Annotated in this window: 17 protein-coding genes; 5 read left to right on the forward strand and 12 right to left on the reverse strand. The window is 72.1% G+C overall.

The features are described 5' to 3' along the window. Nucleotides 1-33: 33 nt before the first annotated feature. The 4 genes from ACIRD7_RS36530 to ACIRD7_RS36545 form a co-directional block, all read right to left on the reverse strand. Nucleotides 34-2,499 (reverse strand): SpoIIE family protein phosphatase, encoded by a 2,466-nt coding sequence (locus ACIRD7_RS36530; RefSeq protein WP_403460177.1) that lies wholly within the window; start codon nucleotides 2,497-2,499, stop codon nucleotides 34-36. A 317-nt stretch (nucleotides 2,500-2,816) separates the two neighbouring features. Continuing rightward, nucleotides 2,817-4,034 (reverse strand): ornithine--oxo-acid transaminase, encoded by a 1,218-nt coding sequence (rocD, locus tag ACIRD7_RS36535; RefSeq protein WP_403460178.1) that lies wholly within the window; start codon nucleotides 4,032-4,034, stop codon nucleotides 2,817-2,819. Further along, nucleotides 4,031-4,843: a dimethylargininase gene (ddaH, locus tag ACIRD7_RS36540; protein WP_403460179.1), complete on the reverse strand. Its 813-nt coding sequence runs from the start codon at nucleotides 4,841-4,843 to the stop codon at nucleotides 4,031-4,033. Before ddaH ends, rocD begins: the two co-directional genes overlap by 4 nt. Before the next feature lie 123 nt (nucleotides 4,844-4,966). Next, nucleotides 4,967-5,470, reverse strand: a complete 504-nt coding sequence (locus ACIRD7_RS36545; protein WP_403460180.1) for an Lrp/AsnC family transcriptional regulator — start codon at nucleotides 5,468-5,470, stop codon at nucleotides 4,967-4,969. Nucleotides 5,471-5,558: 88 nt separating this feature from the next. Between ACIRD7_RS36545 and ACIRD7_RS36550 the strand changes: the two genes are divergently transcribed. The 4 genes from ACIRD7_RS36550 to ACIRD7_RS36565 all read left to right on the forward strand — a co-directional run bounded on the left by ACIRD7_RS36550 (nucleotide 5,559) and on the right by ACIRD7_RS36565 (nucleotide 9,765). Continuing rightward, entirely contained in the window at nucleotides 5,559-6,308 is a 750-nt protein-coding gene (locus ACIRD7_RS36550; protein WP_403460181.1) for a LytR/AlgR family response regulator transcription factor, read from the forward strand. Between the two features lie 2 nt (nucleotides 6,309-6,310). After that, nucleotides 6,311-6,670, forward strand: a complete 360-nt coding sequence (locus ACIRD7_RS36555; protein WP_403460183.1) for a hypothetical protein — start codon at nucleotides 6,311-6,313, stop codon at nucleotides 6,668-6,670. A gap of 180 nt (nucleotides 6,671-6,850) precedes the next feature. After that, the gene (locus ACIRD7_RS36560) at nucleotides 6,851-8,563 is read left to right on the forward strand and encodes a cation acetate symporter (protein ID WP_403460184.1); all 1,713 of its coding nucleotides are present in this window, start codon (nucleotides 6,851-6,853) and stop codon (nucleotides 8,561-8,563) included. Continuing rightward, complete coding sequence (locus tag ACIRD7_RS36565; protein ID WP_403460185.1) at nucleotides 8,560-9,765, forward strand: sensor histidine kinase; 1,206 nt, start codon at nucleotides 8,560-8,562, stop codon at nucleotides 9,763-9,765. The genes ACIRD7_RS36560 and ACIRD7_RS36565 overlap by 4 nt, the downstream gene beginning before the upstream one ends. A 3-nt stretch (nucleotides 9,766-9,768) precedes the next feature. Here the strand turns inward: ACIRD7_RS36565 and ACIRD7_RS36570 are convergent, their stop codons facing one another. The 7 genes from ACIRD7_RS36570 to ACIRD7_RS36600 form a co-directional block, all read right to left on the reverse strand. Continuing rightward, a complete protein-coding gene (locus ACIRD7_RS36570) occupies nucleotides 9,769-9,939 on the reverse strand; it encodes a hypothetical protein (RefSeq protein WP_190072240.1) in 171 nt (56 codons plus the stop codon). 12 nt (nucleotides 9,940-9,951) lie between these two features. Then, nucleotides 9,952-11,892, reverse strand: coding sequence for a protein kinase (locus tag ACIRD7_RS36575; protein ID WP_403460186.1), 1,941 nt, complete (start codon nucleotides 11,890-11,892; stop codon nucleotides 9,952-9,954). Between the two features lie 43 nt (nucleotides 11,893-11,935). Then, complete coding sequence (locus ACIRD7_RS36580; protein WP_403460187.1) at nucleotides 11,936-13,354, reverse strand: DUF6777 domain-containing protein; 1,419 nt, start codon at nucleotides 13,352-13,354, stop codon at nucleotides 11,936-11,938. Between the two features lie 67 nt (nucleotides 13,355-13,421). Next, nucleotides 13,422-14,372 carry a cytochrome c oxidase assembly protein gene (locus ACIRD7_RS36585; RefSeq protein ID WP_403460189.1) on the reverse strand — a complete coding sequence of 317 codons (951 nt, stop codon included), beginning with the start codon at nucleotides 14,370-14,372 and terminating at the stop codon, nucleotides 13,422-13,424. Between the two features lie 100 nt (nucleotides 14,373-14,472). Beyond that, nucleotides 14,473-15,498, reverse strand: a complete 1,026-nt coding sequence (locus ACIRD7_RS36590; RefSeq protein ID WP_403460190.1) for a 6-phosphofructokinase — start codon at nucleotides 15,496-15,498, stop codon at nucleotides 14,473-14,475. A 168-nt stretch (nucleotides 15,499-15,666) separates the two neighbouring features. Beyond that, entirely contained in the window at nucleotides 15,667-16,395 is a 729-nt protein-coding gene (locus ACIRD7_RS36595) for a type 1 glutamine amidotransferase (RefSeq protein WP_403460191.1), read from the reverse strand. Nucleotides 16,396-16,418: 23 nt separating this feature from the next. Then, complete coding sequence (locus ACIRD7_RS36600; RefSeq protein ID WP_403460192.1) at nucleotides 16,419-17,657, reverse strand: MurT ligase domain-containing protein; 1,239 nt, start codon at nucleotides 17,655-17,657, stop codon at nucleotides 16,419-16,421. Between the two features lie 112 nt (nucleotides 17,658-17,769). Here ACIRD7_RS36600 and def point away from each other — a divergent pair, with 112 nt between their 5' ends. After that, on the forward strand, nucleotides 17,770-18,315 hold the full coding sequence (gene def / locus ACIRD7_RS36605; RefSeq protein WP_403460193.1) for a peptide deformylase: 546 nt from the start codon (nucleotides 17,770-17,772) through the stop codon (nucleotides 18,313-18,315). 65 nt (nucleotides 18,316-18,380) lie between these two features. On the opposite strand, the gene ACIRD7_RS36610 is transcribed toward def, so the two are convergent. Beyond that, a complete protein-coding gene (locus tag ACIRD7_RS36610) occupies nucleotides 18,381-19,025 on the reverse strand; it encodes a TetR family transcriptional regulator (RefSeq protein ID WP_403460194.1) in 645 nt (214 codons plus the stop codon). Between the last annotated feature and the right edge of the window lie 37 nt (nucleotides 19,026-19,062).

Consider the following 19,062-nt stretch of genomic DNA (forward strand, 5'->3'; position numbering starts at 1 on the left):
ACCGATGTACTACATCCACTCCGATTCGTCAGGTCAGGGAGAGGGATCCGTCAGCGGCTGCTCAGCCCAGATGATCTTCCCCTCGGGGACGAAACGCGTGCCCCAGCGCTGGGTGAACTGGGAGACCAGCAGCAGCCCGCGGCCCCCCTCGTCCGTGGTCCGCGGATGCCGTAGATGCGGGGCGGTGGCGCCGCCGTCGAACACCTCGCAGACCAGCGCGCGATCCCTGATCAGGCGCAGCCGGATGGGGCCCTCGGCGTACCGGATCGCGTTGGTGACCAGCTCGCTGACCACCAGCTCCGTGGTGAAGGACAGCTCCTGAAGGCCCCACTCCGCCAGCAGCCGGGAGGCCGTCTTGCGGGCGTCGGCGACCGCCGCCGGGTCGGCGGGCAGGTCCCAGTCGGCGACCTGCTCGGCGCCCAGCAGCCGGGTGCGTGCCATCAGCAGGGCCACATCGTCGTGCGGGCGGGCCGGAACCAGCGCGTCGACCACCGTCCGGCAGCAGGCGTCCAGCGAACCCGCGCGCTCCTCCAGGGCCCGCCGCAGCCGCTCCCGGTCGGTGTCCACGCACCAGACGCCGTCCTCGCGGGCCAGCAGTCCGTCGGTGTGCAGGGCGATCGTGCTGCCCGCGGCCAGGGCCAGCTCCACCGACTCGTACGGGGGACCGCCCACGCCCAGCGACGCTCCCTGCGGCAGGTCGACGAAGGTGACCTCGCCGTCGGGCAGGACCACGGCTGGCGCCGGATGGCCCGCGGCGGCCATCGTGCACTGGCCGTCGACCGGGTCGTAGACGACGTACAGGCACCCCGCGCCCACGGACTGGGCGGCGGCGGCCTCGTCCGTCCCGGCCTCCAGGCCCTCCTCGCGGGCCGACCGCGCGACCAGGTCGTCGAGGTGCGCCAGCACCTCCTCGGGCGGCAGATCCAACGCCGCGAGGGTCCGTACGGCCGCCCGCAGCCGCCCCATCGCCGCGGCGGCGTCGATGCCGTGGCCGGGCACCTCGCCCACCACCAGGGCGACCCGGCCGCCGGACAGCGTGATCAGGTCGTACCAGTCACCGCCCAGGCCGGTCAGCTCGTCGGCCGGCCGGTAGCAGGCGGCGACCTCCACGGCGTCCTGGTCGGGCAGCCGGTGCGGGAGCAGACTGCGCTGGAGGACCAGCGCGGCGTCGCGCTCGCGGGTGTAGCGGCGGGCGTTGTCCACACAGACGGCCGCGCGGGACACGAGGTCCTCGGCCAGGGCCAGGTCGTCCTCGTCGAAGGGCTCCTGGCGGCGGCGCCGGAAGAACGTGGTCAGGCCGAGGGTGACGCCCCGCGCGCGGATCGGCACGATCATCACGCTGTGCAGACCCAGCTCCAGGAAGGTCGCCTCCCGGCCGCCGGGTATGTCCGTGGTCCACTCCCGCGCGAGCGGGTCGAGCCGGTCCTGGCGCCAGGGCAGGCCCGTCGTCAGCACACGGATCGGCGGGGAACCGGCGAGATAGGTGCTCACGTCACCCGGGGCGACGACGGCCTCCGGGACGTCCCGGTTCACCGACTGGTGCCCGGCGCGGCGCAGCGGCACGTCCGGCGTGGCGTCCGGCCCGGGGGTGAGCTCGGCGCCCGCGAGGACCGGTTCCAGCAGGTCCACGGCGACGAAGTCGGCGAACGCCGGAACCGCCACGTCGGCCAGCTCCTGCGCGGTCTGCATGATGTCCAGGCTGCGGCCGATGTGCTCGCCGGCCCGGTCGAGCAGCGCGAGGCGCTGACGGGCGCGGTGCCGCTCGCTGATGTCGACGACCGTGTAGTACACGCCCATCGGGTTGCCCTGCTCGTCGTCGAGCCGGGTGAACGACATCATGTGTGCCGTCTCCCGGTGCGGTGCGGACCGCAGCAGACCCACGTGCTCGTACCCCACCACCGGCTCGCCGGTCTCCAGCACGTGCCGCATCTGCGCCTCGATCGCCTCCGCGTCCAGACCCGGCTGGATGTCGGCGAGCCGCAGTCCGAGCCGGTTGTGCGCCGGGCCGCCGCCGAACTGTTGCAGAGCCGCGTTCGACCACACGTACCGCAGGTCGCTGTCCACGATCGCGATCCCGACCGGGGACCCGGCGACCATCTGCTCCAGCACGGGCCGGCTCATGTCCCAGCCGGGGGCGCCCGCCAGGTCCGACAGCAGCGCCAGCCAGCACGACGGGCCGGGCGGCTCCTCGGCCGAGGTGACCCGCACCATCACCTTCACCGGCCGCCCGCCCCTGCGTACCGCGGTCAGCAGCCCCGACCAGCCGCCGTCCCTACGGCACCGGCGGCCGATGTCGGGCACCCGCAGGGCGTCCTCGGCGGTCAGCAGCGTGCCCACCGGCTCGCCGACGACCTCCTCCGGCGAGTACGCCAGCAGCCGCCGCGCCTCCCTGGTCCAGCCCGTGACCCGCCCCCGCGCGTCGAGCAGCACAGCCGCGGCGTCCGCCACGTCGAACCACTGGCGGGCGACGCCCTCCTGCTGCTCCTCGTATGTGCCCACGGCCGACCTCTCTGTCGCTGAGAGCGGTCTACCACCTCTTGTCCCCATCTTCACCCTTCCGCTCACCACTGCCTCTTTGCGGGGGCCGGGCGTGTGCGGGTTGTCGGGGCTTCGGGGGCCAACGAGGAGGGGGGTGGATGGTCGATCTCGTGGGTCGTGCGGAAGGGCGGGGCGATGTCGACACGCCACTGCCCCCTGGCGAGGGCCAGGCGTGTGCGGCACGTCATGAGTCCTGGGGCTGACGGCGACGGCCGGAGCCGACAGCCCGGCCCCCTACGTCGGGAACCGGGCTGTCGGTCAGGCCGACCCGCGCTCGGCTATGTCAGGACCTTCTCCAGGGCCCCGAGCGCCTGTGTCAGTTCCTCCGCGGTGATCGTCAGCGGTGGGGCCAGGCGGATCGTGGAGCCGTGGGTGTCCTTGACCAGGACTCCCTCGCGCAGCAGGCGTTCGCCGATCTCGCGGCCCGTGCCGAACGCCGGGTCGATGTCGACGCCCGCCCACAGGCCCCGCGCCCGGAAGTTCACCACGCCCTTGCCGAGCAGGGCCGCCAGGCCGCCCCGCAGGACCACGCCCAGCTCGGCGGCCCGGCGCTGGAAGTCGCCCGACTCCAGCAGCTCGACCACCGCCGTGCCGACCGCGGCGGCCAGCGGGTTGCCGCCGAACGTCGAGCCGTGCTCGCCCGGCCGCAGCACGCCGAGCACCTCACGGCGGGCCACCACCGCCGACACCGGCACGATGCCGCCGCCCAGCGCCTTGCCGAGCAGCAGCACGTCCGGCACGACCGACTCGTGCTCGACGGCGAGCGTACGGCCCGTGCGGCCGAGGCCCGACTGGATCTCGTCCGCGATGAAGAGGCACCCCTTGCGGCTGGTCAGCTCGCGCACGCCGGCCAGATAGCCCTGGTCCGGGATGAGCACGCCCGCCTCGCCCTGGATGGGCTCAAGCAGCACCGCCGCCGTCGTCTCGTCGACCGCCGCCTCCAGCGCCGGCAGGTCGTTGTACGGCACGATCCGGAAGCCCGGCGTGAACGGGCCGAAGCCCTGCCGCGCGGTCTCGTCCGTGGAGAACGACACGATCGTCGTCGTACGGCCGTGGAAGTTGTCGGCCGCCACCACGATCGTCGCCTGATCGGCCGGGACGCCCTTCACCTCGTACGCCCACTTGCGGGCCACCTTGATGCCGCTCTCCACGGCCTCGGCGCCCGTGTTCATCGGCAGCACCATGTCCAGGCCGGTCAGCGCCGCCAGCCGCTCGGCGAACTCGGCGAGCCGGTCGTTGTGGAACGCCCGGGACGTCAGGGTCAGACGGTCCAGCTGGCTGTGCGCCGCCTCGATCAGCGCCGGATGGCGATGGCCGAAGTTCAGCGCCGAGTAGCCCGCCAGCAGGTCGAGGTAGCGGCGGCCCTCCACGTCCTCCACCCAGGTGCCCTCGGCACGGGAGACGACCACCGGCAGCGGATGGTAGTTGTGCGCCAGAACCGGTTCCTCGGCGCGGATCAGATCGGCGGACGAACGGGTCTGCGCGGGCGCGGTCATGAGCGGATCTCCTGGGTGCAGCACTTGATGCCGCCGCCGGCCTTGCGGAACTCCGACAGGTCGACGGGGACGGGGACATAGCCGCGCTCGTCCAGCCGGGCGGCGAGCGTCTCGGCCTGCGGCGCGATGAAGACATTGCGGCCGTCGGACACGGAGTTCAGGCCGAAGGCGTCCGCGTCGTCGCGGGTCGCGAGCACCGCGTCCGGGTACAGCCGGGCCAGCACCTCGCGGCTGCCCGCCGAGAAGGCCTCCGGGTAGTAGGCGATGTTGTCGTCGTCGAGCACGAACAGCGCCGTGTCCAGGTGGTAGAAGTACGGGTCCACCAGCGTCAGGCTGATCACCGGGTGGCCGAAGAACTCCTGCACCTCCCGGTGGGCCTCACGGGTGGTGCGGAACCCGGTGCCGGCCAGCACATAGCGGCCCGTCCACACCAGGTCGCCCTCGCCCTCGCACACGGACTCGGGCCGGTACACGTCGAAGCCCGCCGTCTTGAACCACGTGTCGTAGTGCGTGGACTCGGGGCGCCGCTCGGGGGCGTGGAACAGCGAGCCGAAGACACGGCCGCCGACCACGACCGCGGAGTTCGCGGCGAAGACCATGTCGGGGAGCCCGGCGACCGGCTCCAGCGTGTCGACCGCGTGGCCGTGGGAGCGGTAGGCGCTGATCAGCGACCGCCACTGCTCATGGGCCAGATCGACGTCGACCCGGACGTCGGGTTGCATCCAGGGGTTGATCGCGTACTGCACGGCGAAGTGTCTGGGTTCGCAGACGAGAAAGCGCCGCCGGCTCGGCACACGGGTCTCGGGCACAGAGGGGTCCCTCCGCTTCCTGCGGTGTCGATGAGGATTGACACCAAGGTAGAAACGGACGCCGACGCGCGACAAGCAACGAGAAGTGCGTGTCCACGCAGGAATGCTGCGTCTTTCGGCGGCTCAGCGCACGTCTGCTGCGTCGCTCGGCGCGGGCTGGCTGGCGCCCGCCTCGGGACTCTCCGGGATGAGATGGGACAGCACCATGACGCTGATCGTCTTCCTGATGAACGGCTCGACGCGAATGCGCTCCAGCACCTCCTCGAAGTGCTCCACGTCCCGCGCCCGCACATGCAGCAGCGCGTCCGCGCCCCCGGTCACCGTCATCGCCGCGGTGATCTCCGGGTGGTTGCGGACCACCTCCGCCAGCCGCCGCGGCGGGGCCGCGCCCTCGCAGTACACCTCGACGTACGCCTCCGTGCGCCAGCCCAGCGCCGACGGCTTGACCGTGGCGGTGAACCCGGTGATCACGCCTGTCTCCCGCAGCCGGTCCACCCGCCGCTTCACCGCCGTCGCCGACAGCCCGACGCTCGTGCCGATCTCGGCGAAACTGGTCCGCGCGTTCGCCATCAGAGCCGTGATGATCTTCCGGTCGAGTTCGTCGAAAGGGGTCGCGCCGCTGTTCATGAGGGCACTGTAAGCGGCACGACACCCAGCGCAGACGTCCACGCGGACCACATGTCCAGGGGCGCTCATTGCTCTTACACTCCCGTTCATGCTGCGCGCCCTGGCTGTCGACGACGAACGCCCCTCGCTGGAGGAGCTGCTCTACCTCCTGAACGCGGACCCGCGCGTCGGCAGCGCGGAGGGCGCGGGCGACGCGACCGAGGCGCTGCGGCGGATCAACCGCGCCCTGGAGTCGGGACCCCACGGCCCCGAGGCGATCGACGTCGTCTTCCTCGACATCAACATGCCCGGCCTCGACGGCCTGGACCTCGCCCGGCTGCTCACCGGCCTCGCCAAGCCGCCCCTGGTCGTGTTCGTCACCGCCCACGAGGACTTCGCCGTCCAGGCCTTCGACCTCAAGGCCGTCGACTACGTGCTCAAGCCGGTGCGCAAGGAGCGCCTCGCGGAGGCCGTCCGCCGCGCCGCCGAGCTCCGCGACGCCGCCCCCCGAATACCCGTGAGCGAACCCGACCCCGACCACATCCCGGTCGAGCTGGGCGGGGTCACCCGCTTCGTCGCCGTCGAGGACATCACCCACGTCGAGGCCCAGGGCGACTACGCCCGCCTGCACACCGACAAGGGCAGCCACCTCGTACGCATTCCCCTGTCCACACTGGAGGAGCGCTGGCACTCACGCGGCTTCGTCCGCATCCACCGCCGCCACCTCGTCGCCCTGCGCCACATCGGCGAACTCCGCCTGGACGCGGGCACCGTCAGCGTCATGGTCGGCGCCGAGGAACTCCAGGTCAGCCGCCGGCACGCGCGCGAGCTGCGTGACCTGCTCATGAGGAGGCCGTGACGATGCCGCAGAGCCCCACCGAACGCCGCGTGGTCGTCACCGGCCCGCCCCGCCGGGTCCGCCGGGTCTCCGGCTACTACCGGCCCCGCACCGAGATCGACGAGCAGACCACCCTCGGCCACACCTACGTCCGCTCCCTGATGCGCACCCAACTGCGCGCGGGCCTCGCCGTGTTCGCGGTCCTCGGCCTGCTCATCGGCCCCCTGCCGCTGCTCTTCGCGGCCATGCCGGACGCCCGCGGCCCGGAGTGGCTGGTCCTCGGCTTCTGCCTGTACGCCCCCATGGTCCTCCTCGCCCGCTGGTACGTCCGTCGCGCCGAACGCAACGAACGCGACTTCGTGCGCCTCGTCGAAGACCGCTGAGCGCTCCGCCGGAGGTGCCGCGATGTCCCGCCGATCGTCTGCCGCGCCGTCGTGGCTGGTCCCACCCACGCGGCGGAGCCGCATGTCAACACGGCCCCGCGCCCTTCCGGGCGCTGCCCGACCGCCGCGAACTTGCCCGACGTGCTCGGACTGCCCGACCGCTGAGCCCGAGGTGCGGCCGTGAACTCCGGCTACGCCGTCCCCGCCGTCGCCCTCGTCGTCCTCGCGACGATCCTCGTCGGCGCCTTCGGGCTGCGCATATCCCGCACCACCTCCGACTTCTACGTCGCCTCCCGGACCGTCGGCCCCCGCCTCAACGCGGCCGCGATCAGCGGCGAGTACCTCTCCGCCGCCTCCTTCCTCGGGATCGCGGGCCTCCTGCTCGTCCAGGGTCCCGACATGCTCTGGTACCCGGTCGGCTACACCGCCGGGTACCTGGTCCTGCTGCTGTTCGTCGCCGCCCCGCTGCGCCGCTCGGGCGCCTACACCCTGCCCGACTTCGCCGAGGCCCGGCTGTCCTCCCAGGCCGTACGCCGGCTCGCGGGCGCCTTCGTGGTCGGCACCGGCTGGCTGTATCTGCTGCCCCAACTCCAGGGCGCCGGACTGACACTGACCGTGCTGACGGGTGCCCCCGACTCGCTCGGCGGGCTGATCGTCGCCGTCGTCGTGGTCGCCATCGTCGCCGCCGGCGGCATGCGCAGCATCACCTTCGTGCAGGCCTTCCAGTACTGGCTGAAACTGACCGCGCTGCTCGTCCCCGCCCTCTTCCTGATCCTCGCCTGGCAGGGCGACGGCGCCCCCCGGCACGCCTTCGACGAACCAGCGACCTTTCGCGAACAGAGCGTCGTCCGCGTCGACGACAGCATCAAGCTGAAGCTCGACCGCCCGCTCGCCGTCACCGTCAGCGGCACGATCGACGGCCGCGACCACGAGGAGCAGAAGCTCGAGCTCCCCGCCGGCACCCACCGCATCGAGGCCGGCACCAGCCTGACCTTCGCCAAGGGCGCCGAGGTCCCCGAACGCGACCGCAGCGCCGGCGGCGGCCTGTCCCCGTCGCAGGCCGAGAGCCGCGGCGAACGCCCGCTGTACGCCACGTACGGACTGATCCTCGCCACCTTCCTCGGCACCATGGGCCTGCCGCACGTCGTCGTGCGCTTCTACACCAGCCCGCACGGTGTCGCCGCCCGGCGCACCACCGTCGCCGTCCTCGGCCTGATCGGCGCCTTCTACCTGCTGCCCCCGGTCTACGGCGCCCTCGGCCGCATCTACGCCCCCGAACTCACCCTCACCGGCGACGCGGACGCGGCCGCCCTCCTCCTGCCCGACCGCATGATCGGCGGCCTCGGCGGCGACCTGCTCGGCGCGCTCGTCGCGGGCGGCGCGTTCGCCGCGTTCCTGTCCACGGCGTCGGGCCTGACCATGGCCGTCGCCGGCGTGCTCACCCAGGACGTCCTCCCGGCCCGCGGCGTACGGCACTTCCGGCTCGGCACCGTCCTCGCCATGGCCGTACCGCTCGCCGCGAGCGTCCTGGTCGGCGGGCTGCCGGTGGCCGACGCGGTGGGCCTCGCCTTCGCCGTCTCGGCGTCGTCGTTCTGCCCGCTGCTCGTGCTCGGCATCTGGTGGCGTCGGCTCACCCCGCCCGGCGCGGCGGCCGGGATGCTGGTGGGCGGCGGCTCCGCGCTGCTCGCCGTCGCCGCGACCATGGCGGGCTTCCCGGGCTCGGGCGCGCTGCACGCGCTGCTCGCCTGGCCGGCGCTCTGGTCGGTGCCGCTGGCCTTCCTCACCATGATCGTGGTGTCCCTGGCCACCCCGGGCCGGGTGCCGCCCGGGACGGCGGCGATCCTGGCACGGTTCCATCTGCCGGAGGAGCTGCGGACGGAGGCGAAGGCATGAGCGGATTCCTCGCGGGGCTGTGCGTGGCGATCCTCCCGCTGCTCGCCGCGGGCTTCTGGCTCGGCCGGCGCACCGCCCGCCCCGAGAACCTGGGCGGCCTCGGCACCCCCGTCGAGCACGCCACCTTCGAGACCCTGCACACGGCGTCCCTCGCCGCGCCCCCGCTGCGCGCCGGCCTCACCGAGGAGACCGCCCGCAAGTCGGCCCGCAGGCTCCGTTCACTCCTCGGCACCGACGCGCTCTGCCTGACCGACCAGAAGGACGTCCTGGTGTGGGACGGGGTCGGCGGCCATCACCGTACGCAGATCATGGAACTCCTCGCCGGCCCTCTGGAGTCGGGCCGCGGCGAGGCCTTCCCGCTCACCTGCGACACCCCCGACTGCCCGGTGCGCTGGGCGGTGGTCGCCCCGCTCACCGTCGACGACCGGGTCCACGGCGCCCTCGTCGCCTGCGCGCCCCGCGAGTCGGCGGTGCTCGTGCGCGCGGCAGGCGAGGTCGCCCGCTGGGTCTCCGTACAGCTGGAGCTGGCCGACCTCGACCAGTCCCGCACCCGCCTGATCGAGGCCGAGATCAAGGCGCTGAGGGCCCAGATATCCCCGCACTTCATCTTCAACTCGCTCGCGGTGATCGCCAGCTTCGTGCGCACCGACCCCGAGCGTGCCCGCGAACTGCTCCTGGAGTTCGCCGACTTCACCCGCTACTCCTTCCGCAGGCACGGCGACTTCACCACCCTCGCCGACGAACTCCACGCCATCGACCACTACCTGGCGCTGGTGCGGGCACGCTTCGGCGACCGCCTCTCCGTCACCCTCCAGATCGCCCCGGAGGTCCTGCCGGTCGCCCTGCCCTTCCTGTGCCTGCAGCCGCTCGTCGAGAACGCCGTCAAGCACGGCCTGGAGGGCGCGGCCGCCACCTGCCGTATCCAGATCACCGCACAGGACGCCGGCGCCGAGGCCCTCGTCGTGATCGAGGACGACGGCGCCGGAATGGACCCCGTCCTGCTGCGCCGCATCCTCGCCGGCGAGGTCAGCCCGTCGGGAGGCATCGGACTGTCGAACGTCGACGACCGGCTGCGGCAGGTGTACGGCGACGACTACGGCCTCGTCATCGAGACCGCCCTGGGCGCGGGCATGAAGGTGACCGCCCGGCTGCCGAAGTACCAGCCGGGCGTGCACTCCGCCGGGCGGCTCACCCGCGAGTGAGACTCACGTGGGGCGGCTGACGACCATCCCCAGCGTGATCAGGCCCAGCACCACCCACCCGAACCACAGCCAGCCATTGCTCCCGAGCGCCACCGTGTAGGCCGTCACCACGACGAGGCCGCCAACGGTGAGCACCCCCATCGCCTTCGTAGAACCGTCCGTGGATCCGGGCATCGCAACACCCTCCTAAGGTTCGTCTCCCTCCATGGTGCCCCCGTTCTGCTTCCGCACGGTGCACACGACGAAATGAGTGCCGCTCTTCCAGGCCCCTTCGCTCGTCCAGGAGCCCGCCGTGTAGACGGAAGGATCGAATCCGTAGTCGCGCGGCGGCACCTCGCGGGCACACGCCGTGTCCGACTCGGTACGCGCCTCACTCAGCGTGACATCGGCGCCCAGCCGCGCGAACCCGAGCACCTGCTCGTCGTGCGGCCCCGAGCAGGACACGAGCCGGGCGTCCCGGCGCGAGCGGACGTCCAGACAGTCCCGCCGCTGCATGGTCGCCGTGTCCGCGAAGGGTGTCCCCGTCTCGCGATGCCCGCCCAGCGGCCCGTACACCGGCCCGTGCGCGCCCAGCACCAGACACGCGGTGCGCCGCCCGGCCGCCTCGAACCCCGCCTCGCTCGGCACGACGGCGAAGCCGCGCACGTCCGCCAGCCCCTCCCGGAGCCCCGCCGTACGCTCCTCGCACGCCTCGGGCCCCTTCTCCTGCGCCTCCGCGACGGACGCGGCCGCGACGAACGCCATCACCTGACCGTCGGGCGCCTTCTCCCCGCAACTGGGATCCAGACTCAGCCGGGGCACGCCCTGGAAGGCGGTCCCGCCGGGCCAGTCGGCGAGCACACAGTCGCCGCCCTTCAGCGGAGCGGCGAGCCCGACGGCCTCGCCGTACGGCAGCTCCGTCCCGCCGCCCCGCGTCCTCTCCTGGGACACGGCGTACCAGACACCGGCCCCCGCCAGCGCCAGCCCGAGCAGTCCGGCGAGGACCGCGTGGCGGACGCGGGGACGGTCCGGGCGCCGCCCACCGTCCCGCGGCCCGAGGGGCGGCTCCGGGAGCAGACCGCCGGGCCGGCCGCCCGCCGGGCCCGCGCCCGATGTGCCGAACGGGTCCGGGGGCGGCGGACCGAAGCCGGGTGTGCCGCCCGGCCGCCCGTACGCGGGCAGGGAGCCGAACCCGCCCGCGTCGGGCACCGGCCCCGGAGGCGCGCCGCCCCAGTGCGGCTGCGAACCGAGGTCGGTCTGCGTCCGCGCGTACGCGTCGACCTGCGGAGTGACGATCCGCGAGAGCGCCGCCTCCGCCTCCGCGGCCGTCATCCGGAGCGCCGGATCCTTCTCCAGCAGAGCCCGCAGGACGGGCCCCAGCGCCCCGGCCCGCCCGGCGGGCGTCGGCTCCTCCATGACCACGGCGGTGAGCTCCGCCAGATGGGACTCCCGGTCGAAGGGCCCCCGGCCCTCGACGGCGTAGTACAGCGTGCAGCCCAGTGAGAAGAGGTCCGCGGCGGGCGTGGGCGCCCCGCCCGTGACCCGCTCGGGCGCCAGATAGCCCGCCGTACCGACCAGCACCGACGCCAGCGTGTAGCGCGTCTCACCGCCGTCCGGCTGCACCGAGATGCCGTAGTCGGTGAGCAGCACCCGCCCGTACGGCGCCCCCGTGCGGTCCGGCGCCAGCAGGATGTTCGCCGGCTTCACGTCCCGGTGCATGACGCCCCGCCGGTGCCCGCCAGTCAGCGCGTCGAGCACGGCGAGCCCGATGCGGGCGCATTCGGCGGGGGACGGCGGGCCGTGCTGATCGACCAGGTCACGCAGGTTGACGGCGCCCTCCACGTACTCCATGACGATCCACGGCAGCCCGTCGTGCTCCAGCACGTCGTGCACGGTCACCACATGCGGATGCCCGCGCAGCCCCGCCGCGTGCCGGGCCTCGGCGCGGGCCCGGGCCACCCGGGCCTCCCGCTCGTCCGCCTCGGCCGGATCCCGGAACACGATCTCCTTCAGCGCGACCTCGCAGGCGAGTCTGCGGTCGTGGGCGAGCCAGACATGGCCCATACCGCCGCTGCCGAGGCGGTTCAGCAGCAGGTAACGGCCGGCGATGACCCGGCCCACTCCCGACGTCGGTGATCCTGAAGGCATCCGGTGACTCCCGGGTCTCTGCGGGTGCGCTGGGTGCGTGGTCCTAGGCGGACGTGCTCGCGGCGGGCCCGTCGGCGGGCGATGTGCCGGTCGCCGGTGGGGTCGTGGCGGGCACGGTGGTGACGGGCGGCGGCGCGCTGCTGGTGACCGGGGCGCTGCTCGGTGGCGGCGCACTCGTGGTCTCCGGTGGCGCGCTGGTCACGGGTGGGGGCGGTGAGCTGCTCGTAGGGGTCTTGGTGGACGGCGGCGGGTCCGAGGAGGGCGCCACGGGGGACGCGGGAGTGGAGGACGGGGGTCCGCTCGTGGGGCCGGGGGTGGAGGGATCAGAGCTACCGGGCCCGGAGCTGCCGGGTCCCGAACTTCCTGGTCCGGAGCTGCCCGGTCCGGAGCTGCCGGGACCGGAGGTCGACGGCGTCGAGGACGACGGACCCTGCGTCGTCGGCGACGACGGCCCCGGACCCGGGGGAGTGGTCGTCGTCCCGTCGGACGAGCCCTCCGAAGTCCCCCCGGCCACGCTCAGCATCACGTACTCCCCGAACCGCAGCTCGGTCCCGGCCGGCGGATCCGAGGCCGTGACCCGGGCGTCGTCCGGCGGCAGCCCTCCGCCGTCGAAGGCGACCGCCAGCCCCTTGTCGGCCAGTCGCCGGCTCGCCTGCCCGAACGTCGCCCCGGCGAGGTCGGGCACCGCACGCCGCTCGCGGGTGTCGAACGTGGTGTCCCGCTCGCCCGTGGTGCCGACGGGACGGTTGATGCCCCGGTCGGGTTCGTCGACGTCGACGAGGGCGAGCCGCTCCACTTTGCGCGGGGCGGGCCGTACGGCCACCACCGACGCCTTCTCGTATCCCTTCCACTCCTCGTTGCGGTCGTCGAACTCGACCTTTATCCGAGTCGTGTCACCGTCGAAGGGCCGCAGCGGATTTCCGCACGAGCACTTCACGGCGGGAAGCCCGCCCTCATCGACGAGAATCGCGATTCCCGCCTGCAGCAAGGCGTTGAAGGGGACGGCCTTTTCCTTCTTGTAGTCGTGATTCAGTACGAGAGTGTCGTGACGCAGGAGAACAGGTGTGAGGCGATCGAGATAAGCGGGAATCTCGTCCGTGGTCATGGAGAGCGCGGCGGCCCACGCCTGTGCCTTGCGGTCATTGGCGGGATCGGTGAGAAACTCCTTGAGCCGTCCGACATCGCAGATCGTCGGCTGTTTGGAGCCCCCGTACAGACCCGGCGTATCGCCCTGTTGCAGCCCGCCGTGCGCCGTCTGTGCCGTGACCTGCGCGTCCCGCCCGAGCCCCTGGTTCTCGTCGAAGAAGGGCGCGAGCGACGGAACTCCCGCGGCGACTGCCTTCACCACGAACAAAGGCGCGTCGCGGTCGCACGCGCCGAGTGCCAGAACGAGGGCCAACAGGACGGCGATCCTCCGAATCACCGATTTCCCGGACCTGTGTACGAAAACATGGAACGCCATTACCGCTCCCCCCGGCGGTTCCCCCGACGCGCTTCATGCTACTGAAAGGCGCAGCCTTTCGGTTTCCTCAGTTCCCGCGTGCGTTCAATGAGGCCAAATAGGCGTTGTACGCCTCGAGTTCCTTGTCACCGTCGCGATCGGCGGCCCGGTCCTTGCGCTTGGCCTGCCGCTGCTCCGAGCCGTACCACTGGAACAGCAGCGCGATCAGCACCAGCACGGACGGAATCTCACTGAACGCCCAGGCGATACCCCCGGCGGCGTTCTGGTCGGAGAGCGCGTCGATGCCGAGCGACGGGGGCGGGTTCTTGAACGTCTCCACCATCGGCGAGGACGCCATCATCAAGGCGATACCGAAGAACGCGTGGAACGGCATACCGGCGAACAGCTCCAGCATCCGCATCAGATAGCCCGGCCGCTGCGGACCGGGATCCACGCCGATGATCGGCCAGAAGAACACCACGCCCACCGCGAGGAAGTGCACCATCATCGCGATGTGCCCCGTCTTGGAGCCCATCAGGAAGTCGAAGAGCGGCGTGAAGTACAGGGCGTAGAGGCTGGCGATGAACAGCGGAATGGTGAACGCCGGATGCGTGATGATCCGCATGTACCGGCTGTGCAGCAGAGCCAGCAGCCATTCGCGCGGACCCTTGCGCCCCCGCCCGGCGGGCGGCATCGCGCGCAGCGCCAGCGTGACGGGCGCACCGAGCAGGATCAGGATCGGCGAGAGCATGCTGATCACCATGTGCTGCACCATGTGCACGCTGAACATGACCATTCCGTAGTCGTTCAGCCCGGTGCACATGACGAGCACGATGGTGAGGACCCCGACGACGTACGAGACCGTCCGCCCCACCGGCCACGTGTCACCACGCCGCCGCAGCCGCACGACCCCCCACGCGTACAGCGCGAGCCCCACCAGACAGGCGACCAGGAAGAACGGGTCCGTGGACCACGCAAGCCCCCGCTCCAGCGTGAACGGCGGCAGATCCATCATCATGCCGTGCCCGCTGTGATCCATCCGGCGGCTCCTGTTTCGTGGGGGTTGTGCGCTGTCTGTCCCCCACAGACTAGAACCGCCCCCGGCCGAGTCATCGACCGGGGGCGGCTACGGCGAAGTCCTAAAGGACACACTCGGCCTCTTCGTAACGGTCCTCGGGAACCGTCTTCAGCGTCTCCACGGCCTCGGCCAACGGCACCATCACGATGTCCGTCCCCCGCAGAGCCGTCATGTGACCGAACTCCCCGCGGTGCACGGCCTCCACCGCATGCCATCCGAACCGGGTGGCGAGCACCCGGTCGTACGCCGTCGGCGTCCCGCCCCGCTGCACATGCCCGAGGATCACCGGCCGCGCTTCCTTCCCGAGCCGCTCCTCCAGCTCGATGGACAGCTGACGGGCGATCCCGGCGAACCGCTCGTGCCCGTAGATGTCCTTGCCGCCCTCGTCGAACCGCATCGTGCCGGGCCGGGGCTTGGCGCCCTCCGCCGCCACGACGATCGCGAAGCGCTTGCCCGCCTCGAACCGCTCTCCGACGACCCGGGTCAACTCCTCGATGTCGAAGGGCCGTTCCGGTACGACGACGGCGTGCGCGCCGGCCGCCATCCCGGAGTGCAGGGCGATCCAGCCGGTGTGCCGGCCCATGACCTCGACCACCAGGACCCGCTGGTGGGACTCGGCGGTGGTCTTGAGCCGGTCCAGGGCCTCGGTGGCCACGGTCACGGCCGTGTCGAAGCCGAAGGTGACGTCGGTGACGGCGATGTCGTTGTCGATGGTCTTGGGCACACCCACCACGGGCAGGCCGCTGTCCGACATCAGCCGGGCCGCCTTGAGCGTGCCCTCACCGCCGATGGGGATGATCGCGTCGAGGCCGAGTTCCTCGACATGGCCCTTGGCCCGTTCCACGCCGTCCCGCAGATGGGAGGGCTGGACCCGGGAGGAACCGAGGATCGTGCCGCCGCGGGCGAGGATGCCGCCCACCGCGTCGAGGTCGAGCTTGAGGTAGTCGCACTCCAGGAGGCCCTTCCAGCCGTCCCGGAAGCCGATGACCTCGTCGCCGTGGTCGACGACGGCGCGGTGCACGACGGACCGGATGACGGCGTTCAGGCCGGGGCAGTCGCCGCCGGACGTGAGGACACCAATGCGCATAGCCCGAAAACCTTATCGACGTGGGCCGGGACCGGACCACGCTGTCCGGCTCGAATCCCCGCCACCCTAGCGGCATCGGGGGGCGGGGCCGAACCGCGCGTCCGCCTGCTGGACGGCCCCGCTCACCTGTGCGGACGTACCGTCAGACGGGCTGCCGAACGACCCTTTTCACGCGGGCTGCTGCGCGGCCGCGATGCGCTCGTTGCGCAGCGCCTCGTACCACCGGTCGTCGGTCGGCGGCAGCGCGTTCACGTCGAGCGCCAGCTTCAGCAGCAGGTCCGCGATCAGCGGGTTCCGGGCCAGCACCGGTCCGTGCATGTACGTACCGAAGACGGTCTCGTTGTACGCGCCCTCCGTGCCGTCACCCGTGCCGTTGCCGTTGCCGAGGCGGACCTGGGCGAAGGGGCGGGCGGTCGGGCCGAGGTGGGTGACGCCCTGGTGGTTCTCGAAGCCGGTCAGCGGGGGCAGGCCCAGGCGCGGGTCGATGTCGCCGAGCACGTCACCGACGCACCGCTCGCCCTCGCCGCGCACGGACACCACGTCGATCAGACCGAGGCCCGGCTCGCGCTGCCCGAGGTCGTTGATGAACTCGTGGCCGAGGATCTGGTACCCGGCGCACACCGAGAACACGATGGCGCCGTTCTCCACGGCCCGGTGCAGGCCGCCGTCCCGGCGCAGCCGCTCGGCCGCCAGCCGCTGCGGGCGGTCCTCGCCGCCGCCGATCAGGTAGATGTCGCCGGAGGTCGGGATCGGCTGGTCGCTGCGCACGTCGAGCCGGGCCACGTCCAGACCGCGCTGCCGGGCGCGGCGCTCCACGACGAGGACGTTGCCCTGGTCGCCGTAGGTGCTGAGCAGGTCCGGGTAGATCCAGACGACCCGCAGTTGGTTGTCGCTCACTTAAGTCCCCTGAAATCTTGTGATCAGTTGCCGACGCGGCGGCGCAGGTCCTGGAACGCCGTGTAGTTGGCGATGACCTCGATCCGGCCCGGCGGGCACAGCTGCACGGCCTGGTCGAGGTTCTCGCAGACCTGGAACTGCTGGTTCGCGACCTCCAGGCGCACCGCGAGGTCGAGCTTGCGGTCGCCGATGACACAGATCGGGTGCCCGGTGAGCCGGGTGTAGTCGACGTCCCACAGCCAGGAGGTGTCGGTGCCGTCGGCGCCGCGGGCGTTCACGGAGAGGATGACCGGGGTCGGCGGCTGGTCGATCAGGGAGAACGTCTCCAGCCAGCCGGCCGGGTTCTTGGCGAGCAGCAGCCGCAGATCCCGTCCCTGGAACTGCACGACGTCGTACCGGCCGGCGACGGCCTGCACCTGGTACATGCGCTCCAGGGCGACCTGCGGGGGCACCCCGAACACGGCGGCGACGGCGGCCGAGGACGTGGCGTTGGCCTTGTTCGCGCGGCCGGGCAGCTGCAGATGGATGGGCCAGGCCGAGCCGTGCGGGTCGAGGACGTGGTCGCCCGAGAGCGCCCAGCTCGGCGTGGGACGCCGGAAACCGCACTCGCCGCAGAACCAGTCGTCCCCCGGCCGCTGCATCACACCGCCGCAGGACGGACAGGACCAGGCGTCGTCCTTCCACATCTGCCCGGCGGCGACCCAGATGACGTTGGGGGACGACGAGGCGGCCCACACGACCAGCGGGTCGTCCGCGTTGGCCACGATCACGGCCTTCGAACCCGTCAGCCCCTCGCGCCAGTTCTCCGCGAGCATCCGGGTCTCGGCGGCGCGGTCCAGCTGGTCGCGGGAGAGGTTGAGCAGCGCGATGCACTTCGGGTCCGTGTCCCGGGCGACGCCGGCGAGGTACTTCTCGTCGACCTCGATGACGCCGTAGCGCGCCTCCGAGCCGCCGGCGAGCGCCGAGGTGATGCCCGCGGGCATGTTGGCGCCCAGCGCGTTGGAGACGACCGCTCCCGCGGCGCGCAGGGCCTCCGCGATGAGCCGGGTCGTCGTGGTCTTGCCGTTCGTCGCCGAGACCAGGACCACGTCCAGGTTCTGGGCGAGCCGGGCGAGGAGGTCGGGGTCGAGTTTGAGCGCCACCCGGCCGCCGATCACCGAACCGCTGCCGCGCCCTGCGGCGCGCGATGCCGCCGCGACCGCCTTGCCCGCGGTCACGGCGATCTTGGCCCGCGGCGTGAGCGGGTCCGAGTTGCCTGCCATCAGTTCTCGATCCTCCTTGCGTACGCGCCGCGCCTGAAGCCCTACGGCAACGTGGTGGTGGTCAGCCTATCGAGATCCATTCGCACTCCCGAATCGCCGTACCCTTGCGGCCATGCGAAACGGCTCCATTCCGGGCACACACGGGCGTGTTCGGCCTCTCACCCTGCTCGGAAGCCCCGTGCTGCACACGCCCTGCGAGGAGGTCACCGACTTCGGTCCCGAACTGGCGAGGCTCGTGGACGACTTGTTCGCCACGATGTACGCCGCGCAGGGGGTGGGGCTGGCCGCGAACCAGGTGGGGGAGCCGCTGCGGGTCTTCGTCTACGACTGCCCCGACGACGAGGACGTACGACACCTCGGCCATGTGGTGAACCCGCGGCTCGTGACGGCGGACGGCGTGGTGCTCCGGGGCCCGGAGGGGTGTCTGTCCCTGCCGGGTCTGGAGGCGGGGACGGAGCGGTACGACCACGCCGTGGTCGAGGGATTCACGGTGACGGGGGAGCCGGTCACGATCCACGGCACGGGTTTCTTCGCACGGTGCCTCCAGCATGAGTGCGACCACTTGGACGGCAGGGTGTACGCGGACCGCGTAACGGGCTGGCGCCACAGACGCTTGATGCGCCAGGCGACCCGAGCCCCTTGGCACCGGTTCGGGTGACCCACCCAGGGGCGCGGGGAACTGCGCGACCGGCCCCCACCGGCGGGTGGACGCACTGCTACTGATCAGAACCCGGGACCGCCCACCTTGTCCCCCGCCGCGGCGAGCCGCCCCCACAGAAGGTCGGCCAGGCTCCGCACCAACTCCGCCCGCGTACAGGGCCGTTCGCCCAGCCACCAGTCCCCGGCGGCATGCATCATCCCGACGATCCCGTGCCCCCAGACCCGGGCCAGCTGCTGGCTCCCGGGGCCGAGATCCAGCCGCTCCTCGATCACCTTGGCCAGCTCCTCGCCCATGGTGCGGAGCAACGGCATCGAGTGCTTGCCGACGTCGAACCCCTGGTCCGCCGTCTGGGCGCCCTCGGTCGGATGCATCAGGAACCGGTACACCTGAGGCCGGGCCTCGATCGCCGCGAGGTACGTGTCCAGCGTGGACTCGACCCGCTCACGCCGGTCCGCGGGGGCGTCCAGCGCGGCCCGCAACGAGTCCAGCAGCGCATCCGTGTGCCGCTTGGCCAACGCCGCGTAAAGTCCGCCTTTGTCGCCGAAGTGCCGGTACAGAATCGGCTTGGTGATACCCGCCTCCGCGGCGATGGCGTTCATCGAGGCCTGTGGTCCGTCGCGCAGGACCACCCGGTCGGCGGCCTCCAGCAGCTCGCGCCGACGGCGGTCGGCGGATCGTTGCTGATCGGTCCGCTGCGTGGTGTCCATTCGCTCTCCCCACCCGTGCTCAATCGATGACGCCTGC

The sequence above is a fragment of the Streptomyces sp. NPDC093568 genome (assembly GCF_044764945.1).
GTDB lineage: Bacteria > Actinomycetota > Actinomycetes > Streptomycetales > Streptomycetaceae > Streptomyces.

Coding starts and splice junctions, on each gene's coding strand:
- rocD (WP_403460178.1), bottom strand. CDS start 4,034: ATGACCGCGCCCGCGCAGACCCGTTCGTCCGCCGATCTGATCCGCGCC.
- ACIRD7_RS36600 (WP_403460192.1), bottom strand. CDS start 17,657: ATGGCAGGCAACTCGGACCCGCTCACGCCGCGGGCCAAGATCGCCGTG.
- ACIRD7_RS36545 (WP_403460180.1), bottom strand. CDS start 5,470: ATGAACAGCGGCGCGACCCCTTTCGACGAACTCGACCGGAAGATCATC.
- ACIRD7_RS36555 (WP_403460183.1), top strand. CDS start 6,311: ATGCCGCAGAGCCCCACCGAACGCCGCGTGGTCGTCACCGGCCCGCCC.
- def (WP_403460193.1), top strand. CDS start 17,770: ATGCGAAACGGCTCCATTCCGGGCACACACGGGCGTGTTCGGCCTCTC.
- ACIRD7_RS36590 (WP_403460190.1), bottom strand. CDS start 15,498: ATGCGCATTGGTGTCCTCACGTCCGGCGGCGACTGCCCCGGCCTGAAC.
- ACIRD7_RS36585 (WP_403460189.1), bottom strand. CDS start 14,372: ATGGATCACAGCGGGCACGGCATGATGATGGATCTGCCGCCGTTCACG.
- ACIRD7_RS36570 (WP_190072240.1), bottom strand. CDS start 9,939: ATGCCCGGATCCACGGACGGTTCTACGAAGGCGATGGGGGTGCTCACC.
- ACIRD7_RS36580 (WP_403460187.1), bottom strand. CDS start 13,354: ATGGCGTTCCATGTTTTCGTACACAGGTCCGGGAAATCGGTGATTCGG.
- ACIRD7_RS36610 (WP_403460194.1), bottom strand. CDS start 19,025: ATGGACACCACGCAGCGGACCGATCAGCAACGATCCGCCGACCGCCGT.
- ACIRD7_RS36550 (WP_403460181.1), top strand. CDS start 5,559: ATGCTGCGCGCCCTGGCTGTCGACGACGAACGCCCCTCGCTGGAGGAG.
- ACIRD7_RS36565 (WP_403460185.1), top strand. CDS start 8,560: ATGAGCGGATTCCTCGCGGGGCTGTGCGTGGCGATCCTCCCGCTGCTC.
- ACIRD7_RS36575 (WP_403460186.1), bottom strand. CDS start 11,892: ATGCCTTCAGGATCACCGACGTCGGGAGTGGGCCGGGTCATCGCCGGC.